Source organism: Saccharicrinis carchari, assembly GCF_900182605.1.
Lineage (GTDB): Bacteria > Bacteroidota > Bacteroidia > Bacteroidales > Marinilabiliaceae > Saccharicrinis > Saccharicrinis carchari.
Genome location: NZ_FXTB01000006.1, coordinates 243,617 through 250,076 on the forward strand (window position 1 = coordinate 243,617; position 6,460 = coordinate 250,076).

Consider the following 6,460-nt stretch of genomic DNA (forward strand, 5'->3'; position numbering starts at 1 on the left):
AAAATGTTTTATCTGTAAATTAGTAGATTGACTATCACTAAAGTGTGACAATTAATTTACACAAATATACAAATGGAAAGAACTCAAAAAAAAAATGTTCGAGAAAACATCCAAACAGATCTATTTGCTATCATACGAATGTTCCTAATCCTATCAACTGTTTTTCTTGTGCATTGCAGCCAAACAAGCAATGACTTGCCCACGAGTGTCATCATTCAAAATAAAATATTTACATCGACGCTATCCCTTGTCGGCAAAAAATATAACGGTGCCATAATAAGAAACTGTACTTTTAGGGATATCAATGCCGTCAATGAAGAAATGCTCGCCAATGGTATTGAGCTTTCCGGGGCTTCGCATATAACCATCGACAGCTGTGTATTTATTAATATACAGGGCAACGGTATTCGGCTACGATGGTCCGGGGGATCTACCACAAACAATATCATAAAAAATTGCCGCTTTGATTCTATCTATGCCAATGGTATTCAGGTAACGAATGTAAACAGTAATGTAAGCATCCTCAACAATCAAATCAATAATGTGGGTTTAGATACAATTTCGTCCGGGCTAGGAGCTCCTCACCATGGCATTTACAGCATGGGGCGCGGTGTTAAAATTTTAAACAACATCATTAGCCACTTGCACAACCGCAAGGGCAACTGTATAAGCATTCGTTCGGGAGGTAATATTGCCGGCAACCGTTTATTTAACTCCTCAAAATTTGGTATCAACTATTTTTCTGATCACCCGGGATCAAGCGAAACCCTATTGATTGAAAACAATGAAATTTATGATACACATCACGGAGGAATTGGATTTACGAGCAACGGAAACAAAAACATGCACATAAAAAACGTCATCGTGCGCTTTAACAAAATCACAACAACATCAAGCCCTTGCATACATATTGATAAAAATTTAGGTGACGTTCAATTTGAGATAGAAAACAATGTGTGCGATACAAATGCACCATCATAATCTATAAATCATACAGCGTTAAGCTTAACCCACTTAATAGGATATTAATTGATAAGCCCATGAAAAAAAACGAAGTAGCTTCCTGGTTTGTGAAAAAAAAGCTCATTTTACTTGCATTTAATCCCTTAATCATTATCTTTGTATCAACTCATAGTTTAGGGTTAGGTTTGGTTAAAGATTGAAAGCCACTGTCAGAACGTTGACGGTGGCTTTCTTACTTTAAATACTTCTTTTTACATTCCGTTCTGAAAAAACTAAGTGGCATTGGAGAAATAATCGTAATTTTATTACCCTATGAAATCAAAATTCATGAATAAGCGCTTTTACATAACACTCACCACAATACTAGTTTTGGCTGGTTTTTATTTCGTTTTTCATTACAATACCCATCAAAAAGCAGAAAAAAGACATTTAAAACCACTTGCTTCAACCGAGATACTTCAACAGCGCATCAACAAAAAAATAGAGCGCAGAAAAAATGGCTATGCCAAACCCGACAAACCCGATAAATACGTAGAATATCTGCAAAGCCTTGTTTCGGGTTATGGTAAGCAAAACTACGGAGCAAACCACAAAATTAATGCGCTCAAATCGGCGGTAGCACGAAGAGCATCTTTAAAATCGGCAAAAGTATCCTTACCCTGGCAACAACGTGGGCCCGGCAATGTAGGGGGCAGAACAAGATGCATTATTGTAGATCCGGACGACACCACAGGCAAAACCTGGTTTGCAGGAGCCGTTTCAGGAGGCATTTGGAAAACCACCGATGCCGGCAGTTCCTGGGAAATTATTTCGCCCGATCTCCCCAACCTTGCCACCGTGAGCTTATGCATGGCACCATCCAACAGCCAGGTAATTTATGCCGGCACAGGCGAAGGCTACTATAATATTGATGCAGTGCGTGGCAACGGCATATTCAAAAGCACCGACAAAGGTACAACATGGACACAGCTGGCCTCTACAAAAGATAAATACGGCTTTCATTACGTTAACAGCCTTACCATATCCCATTCCAACGAAAACATTTTATGGGCGGCCACCAATTCCGGATTGGTTAAATCAACCGATGGAGGAACAAGCTGGTATTCCCTGGGAGCTCCCTTAAATCAACGTTACCAAAAAATTATAAAACACCCCAACAGCGACAATATATTGTGGGCTACTGCAAACGACATAGGCATTTATAAAACCGAAAATGGTGGAGTAAATTGGTTTTTAGTGCACGACATGAGTGGTGCAGGACGAATTGAAATAACTGTCGCAAAAAAAGAACCCGAAAAATTGTATGCCATCGACGAGGAATCGAATGTATACTATTCGTATGACGGTGGCACAGAGTGGGCCTCGGCAACCGAATCAGGCGATGCCACCAGGTTTTTGGAGGGACAAGGATGGTATAATAGTGTGATGGCCGTTAACCCTACCCATGCCAGTAAAGGTTTTATAGGAGGCATTGATTTATTCAGTTTTGAAGTCGGTAACGAAATAGCCTTCACCGGAAGGCAAGCATTCAATGTAAAAAATAACATGTCGTCGCTGTTACAATTTGGATATTTTGGAGGAACTTATTCCAATGGAGGAGTTACTATATTAGCAGAATATACCAATCAAACCAACAACATTAGCATTCAGTTTGGAACTGACAAAAGCCAAAAATGCCATTTATTAAAAAGGAAAACCACCGAGAACAGTTGGAGCGGACTTTTTGCAGAAGACATGAATAAACTGGAATACGGCGGCTATGTTAGTGTGCCCTTTATGGTAACCAACACAAGTACGGGCGAACAGCTGCATGCTTCGTTTGTAGATGACAATAACAACAACAAGTTTGACGTATACCAAGACGGATACGAAGTGATATTGATTCACAACGTGGCCTATAATGCGACAGCACAAAATACCTTCATCCAAACCAATAACGGTGATTATAAAACAATGGCTGCGCTGTATCCGACGCTTATCGAAGGTGCAGTGTGGAACGATAGCAATCTTCCGGAAGGTGACCTAAGCATTGAATCCTATAGTTTAAAAGATAGGAGGCTAAGTAGCACCCGCATTAGCAATTGGTGGGCAGAAACAGACCAACCCAACTATTCACATGCCGACCACCACGACATTACTATTATAGAAAATAGCGGCAATCCGTTTTCTGTTATCGTAGGTAATGATGGTGGAATAGGTTACTCCTCAGATGGCGGCTCCACCTGGTCGTCTAAATCCAATGGCTATATCACTTCACAATACTACGGTATCACCCGGCATCCGAAACAATACAGGTATTTTGGAGGGCTCCAGGATAATGGATCTACCCTGTCGGGCAACGACCCGGATAAAATGTCGGAATGGAAAGATGTACTCGGAGGGGATGGTTTTGATGTGGTATGGCATACGCGCGACCCACAAATGATCATTGGCACGTATTATTACAACCAGTTACGAAAGAGTTACGACGGGGGCTTATCCTGGCTTAATATTGGTGCCTTGATGGGCGATAACGATGACAGTGAAACCTCCCCTTTTGTTACCCGCATTGCCAGCTCCCAGGCCGATCCCGACCTGTTATTTACCGGGGGTGCATCCGGCCTTTGGAAATCGACCAACTTTGGCGACAGTTGGAAGAACATTAACATGGGAGCTCATTGGGGCTTTACTAGTAATTCCTCACCCAAAATAACCATAAGCCAAGCCAATCCCAGCATAGTATGGGCAGGCATACACATGAATACCGACCCCTTGTATAATACCGGAAAATTGCATGTATCAACGGATGGTGGCGAAAGCTTTACAGCCTTGGAACCATTTATGGACATGGGACCGTTAAGCAACCTCATTACACACCCCACAGAACCGGAAACAGCTTATATGTTGTTTTCTTTTTCGAACTATCCAAAAATTTTTAGAACCGAAGATTTGGGGCAAACCTGGGAGGACATTACAGGTTTTGGTATTGAGGGCAGCGACCAAAGCAGCAACGGATTCCCGGATGTGGCTATTAACACCATGGTGGTTATGCCTTTCGACACTAATCAACTGTGGGTAGGTACCGAAATAGGCTTATTTATTAGCTCCGACAACGGAAACACCTGGGAATATGCCGATAACGGCATTCCGGCCGTATCGATATGGGATATGAAAATTATTGGCGATGAGGTAATCCTTGGTACACATGGTTTAGGTGTTTGGACGGTAAAAATGGACGGACTGGCCAATACCCTCCCCCATCCGCACATCAATATGGCAGGCATTCGGCCCAATGGCAGTCTTGTTTTAAACACCACTTTCGAAAGCCGGTTAGATTCATTTGAGCTTTACAATAACAATGGATTGCTAACAACTGTATACAACATAACACCCCACAACAAAAGTGATATCAACTTTGGCTTAATGGAATCTTCGGATATACTATATATACATGGCTATTTAAATGGACAGCAATACATATCAAATACTGTAAACTTATCGCCCGGGTCAGTTTATACAGCACAAAAAAACTATGTAAACGATTTTAGCGAGGAAGATAGAATAAATGATTTTACAGGATACGGTTTTTCCATCCACGATGGTTATTTCAACAACCCCGCCATCCATTCTCCTCACCCCTACCCTGAGAATACCGATTTATATTATACCCTAAAATACCCTATCATTGTTTCGGACAATCCGGAGTTGGCCTATATCAAATATTACGACATAGCGTATCTGGAAACTGGCGAAAGTGGAGCTGTGTACCCTTCGGTAGATTTTTACGATTATGCCATAATGGAAGGGAGCAAAGACGGATTAAACTGGCATGCCCTTTCAGATGGTTATGACTTTTCGTACAATGCGGCATGGTCTTCCGCAGGCAAAACATACGAAAGCAACCCGGCAGCTAAAGATTATACCAACCATCATATCGATTTATATGACACATTTACCGCGGATGACACTATTCTGGTTCGCTTCAGGCTTCACTCCGATCATTTTACAGCCGGTTGGGGCTGGAGTATCGACAATGTTCGCATACAAGGAACACTATCCAGCGTTAACGATGACTTAGCAACTACTTTTGCAATTGATTTATTTCCCAACCCCGTTACAAACAACCATGTAAACCTGAGAATAACTGACGTTTATATTGGATCTGTTGATGTTGGTATTTATACTGTTTCGGGCCAGGAAATTTCAAAACATTCTTACTTTAAAGGCACCGAAGTGTATGAACAACAAATTAATATACCCCGGGTAAGCAAGGGTATTTATTTAGTAAAAATACAAATGAACAATCAAGAAAAAACGGAAAAGATAAGAATTCATTAACGCCGCTAACTATTTAAAAATACATAATTATCCAAGTAAGCTGGCTATTCATCATCCCTAAACAAGCCATTATAGATTCAGAAAAATAACCGTAATTTAAATTGATGACAAAGTATTTATTTATACTTCTGATATTAAGCACATTGCATTATTCGCTATTTAGAATCGATATAAATAAAATAGTATAAGAGTTTAAGCTCTTTTGGTATTGTTTACGAATTCACTATATTTGTTGAACAATTACCAGAAGAAAAAAGTAGAATTAAACAGGCAAAACATTACACCATGACAGCAACGCAATTTAACGAGAGCTTACTGGGTTTGCAAGACAGACTTAGGTATTTTGCGCTTAGTTTAACCGCAAATGAAGAAGATGCCAATGATCTTCTACAAGAAACGACTTTAAAAGCGCTTACATATAGAAAACAATTTGTATCCAACACAAATTTTAAAGCATGGGTGTTTACCATCATGAAAAACACTTTTATTAATAATTACCGTAGGATTCAAAAAACCAGGAATACTTTTGAATCGGCCGAAGATGCCTACCGTGTAGCTTTTAAGGGCAACTACACCTCTGAAACGCCTGAAATGGTTCAGGCGGTAAACGAAATGAATCAAAGTATCGAAAAATTAGAGGATGAATTCAAAGTTCCTTTTACTATGCACACATCAGGCTTTAAGTATAAGGAAATTGCAGAAGAACTCAACCTTCCCATAGGTACAGTTAAAAGTCGGATATTTTTTACACGCAAAAAGCTGCAAAGTATGCTGGCGGATTAGGATTTTTTTCACATATCAGATTTGAATAATGCAAGATCAACTTTTAATAGTTATCTTGCATTTTATTTTTAAATCAATGTACTATGGAAAAAATAAGCCCTAAACTATCCAAATACAAAAGATTATATCATCAGCTCGAAAAGCTAACCGCTCCGGTTAAGGATCCCACCTCACGCATGGCCACGCTAACAGCGCTACTTCACCACAAAATGAAAGGTTTTTTCTGGACCGGCTTTTACTTACTCCAAACAGGCGAATTATTAGTGGGTCCCTACCAAGGCCCTGTAGCCTGTCTGCAACTAAAAAAAGACACGGGTGTTTGCTGGGCAGGCATCAATACCCGCGCTACTGTAATAGTGGACGATGTAGACACATTTCCGGGACACATCGCATGCAG

At 40.4% G+C, this 6,460-nt stretch carries 4 protein-coding genes; all 4 read left to right on the forward strand.

The features are described from left to right. Positions 1-72: 72 nt before the first annotated feature. Positions 73-981, forward strand: coding sequence for a right-handed parallel beta-helix repeat-containing protein (locus tag FN809_RS12625; RefSeq protein WP_142533890.1), 909 nt, complete (start codon positions 73-75; stop codon positions 979-981). 294 nt (positions 982-1,275) lie between these two features. Further along, positions 1,276-5,280, forward strand: coding sequence for a T9SS type A sorting domain-containing protein (locus FN809_RS12630; protein ID WP_142533891.1), 4,005 nt, complete (start codon positions 1,276-1,278; stop codon positions 5,278-5,280). 285 nt (positions 5,281-5,565) lie between these two features. Next, the gene (locus tag FN809_RS12635; RefSeq protein ID WP_142533892.1) at positions 5,566-6,063 is read left to right on the forward strand and encodes an RNA polymerase sigma factor; all 498 of its coding nucleotides are present in this window, start codon (positions 5,566-5,568) and stop codon (positions 6,061-6,063) included. 83 nt (positions 6,064-6,146) lie between these two features. Beyond that, on the forward strand, positions 6,147-6,460 hold a 314-nt coding region (locus FN809_RS12640), incomplete at its 3' end, for a GAF domain-containing protein (protein ID WP_394348168.1).

What these genes read in the sequence shown, in the direction of transcription:
- FN809_RS12625 (WP_142533890.1), top strand. Translation starts at nt 73, where the DNA reads ATGGAAAGAACTCAAAAAAAAAATGTTCGAGAAAACATCCAAACAGAT.
- FN809_RS12630 (WP_142533891.1), top strand. Translation starts at nt 1,276, where the DNA reads ATGAAATCAAAATTCATGAATAAGCGCTTTTACATAACACTCACCACA.
- FN809_RS12635 (WP_142533892.1), top strand. Translation starts at nt 5,566, where the DNA reads ATGACAGCAACGCAATTTAACGAGAGCTTACTGGGTTTGCAAGACAGA.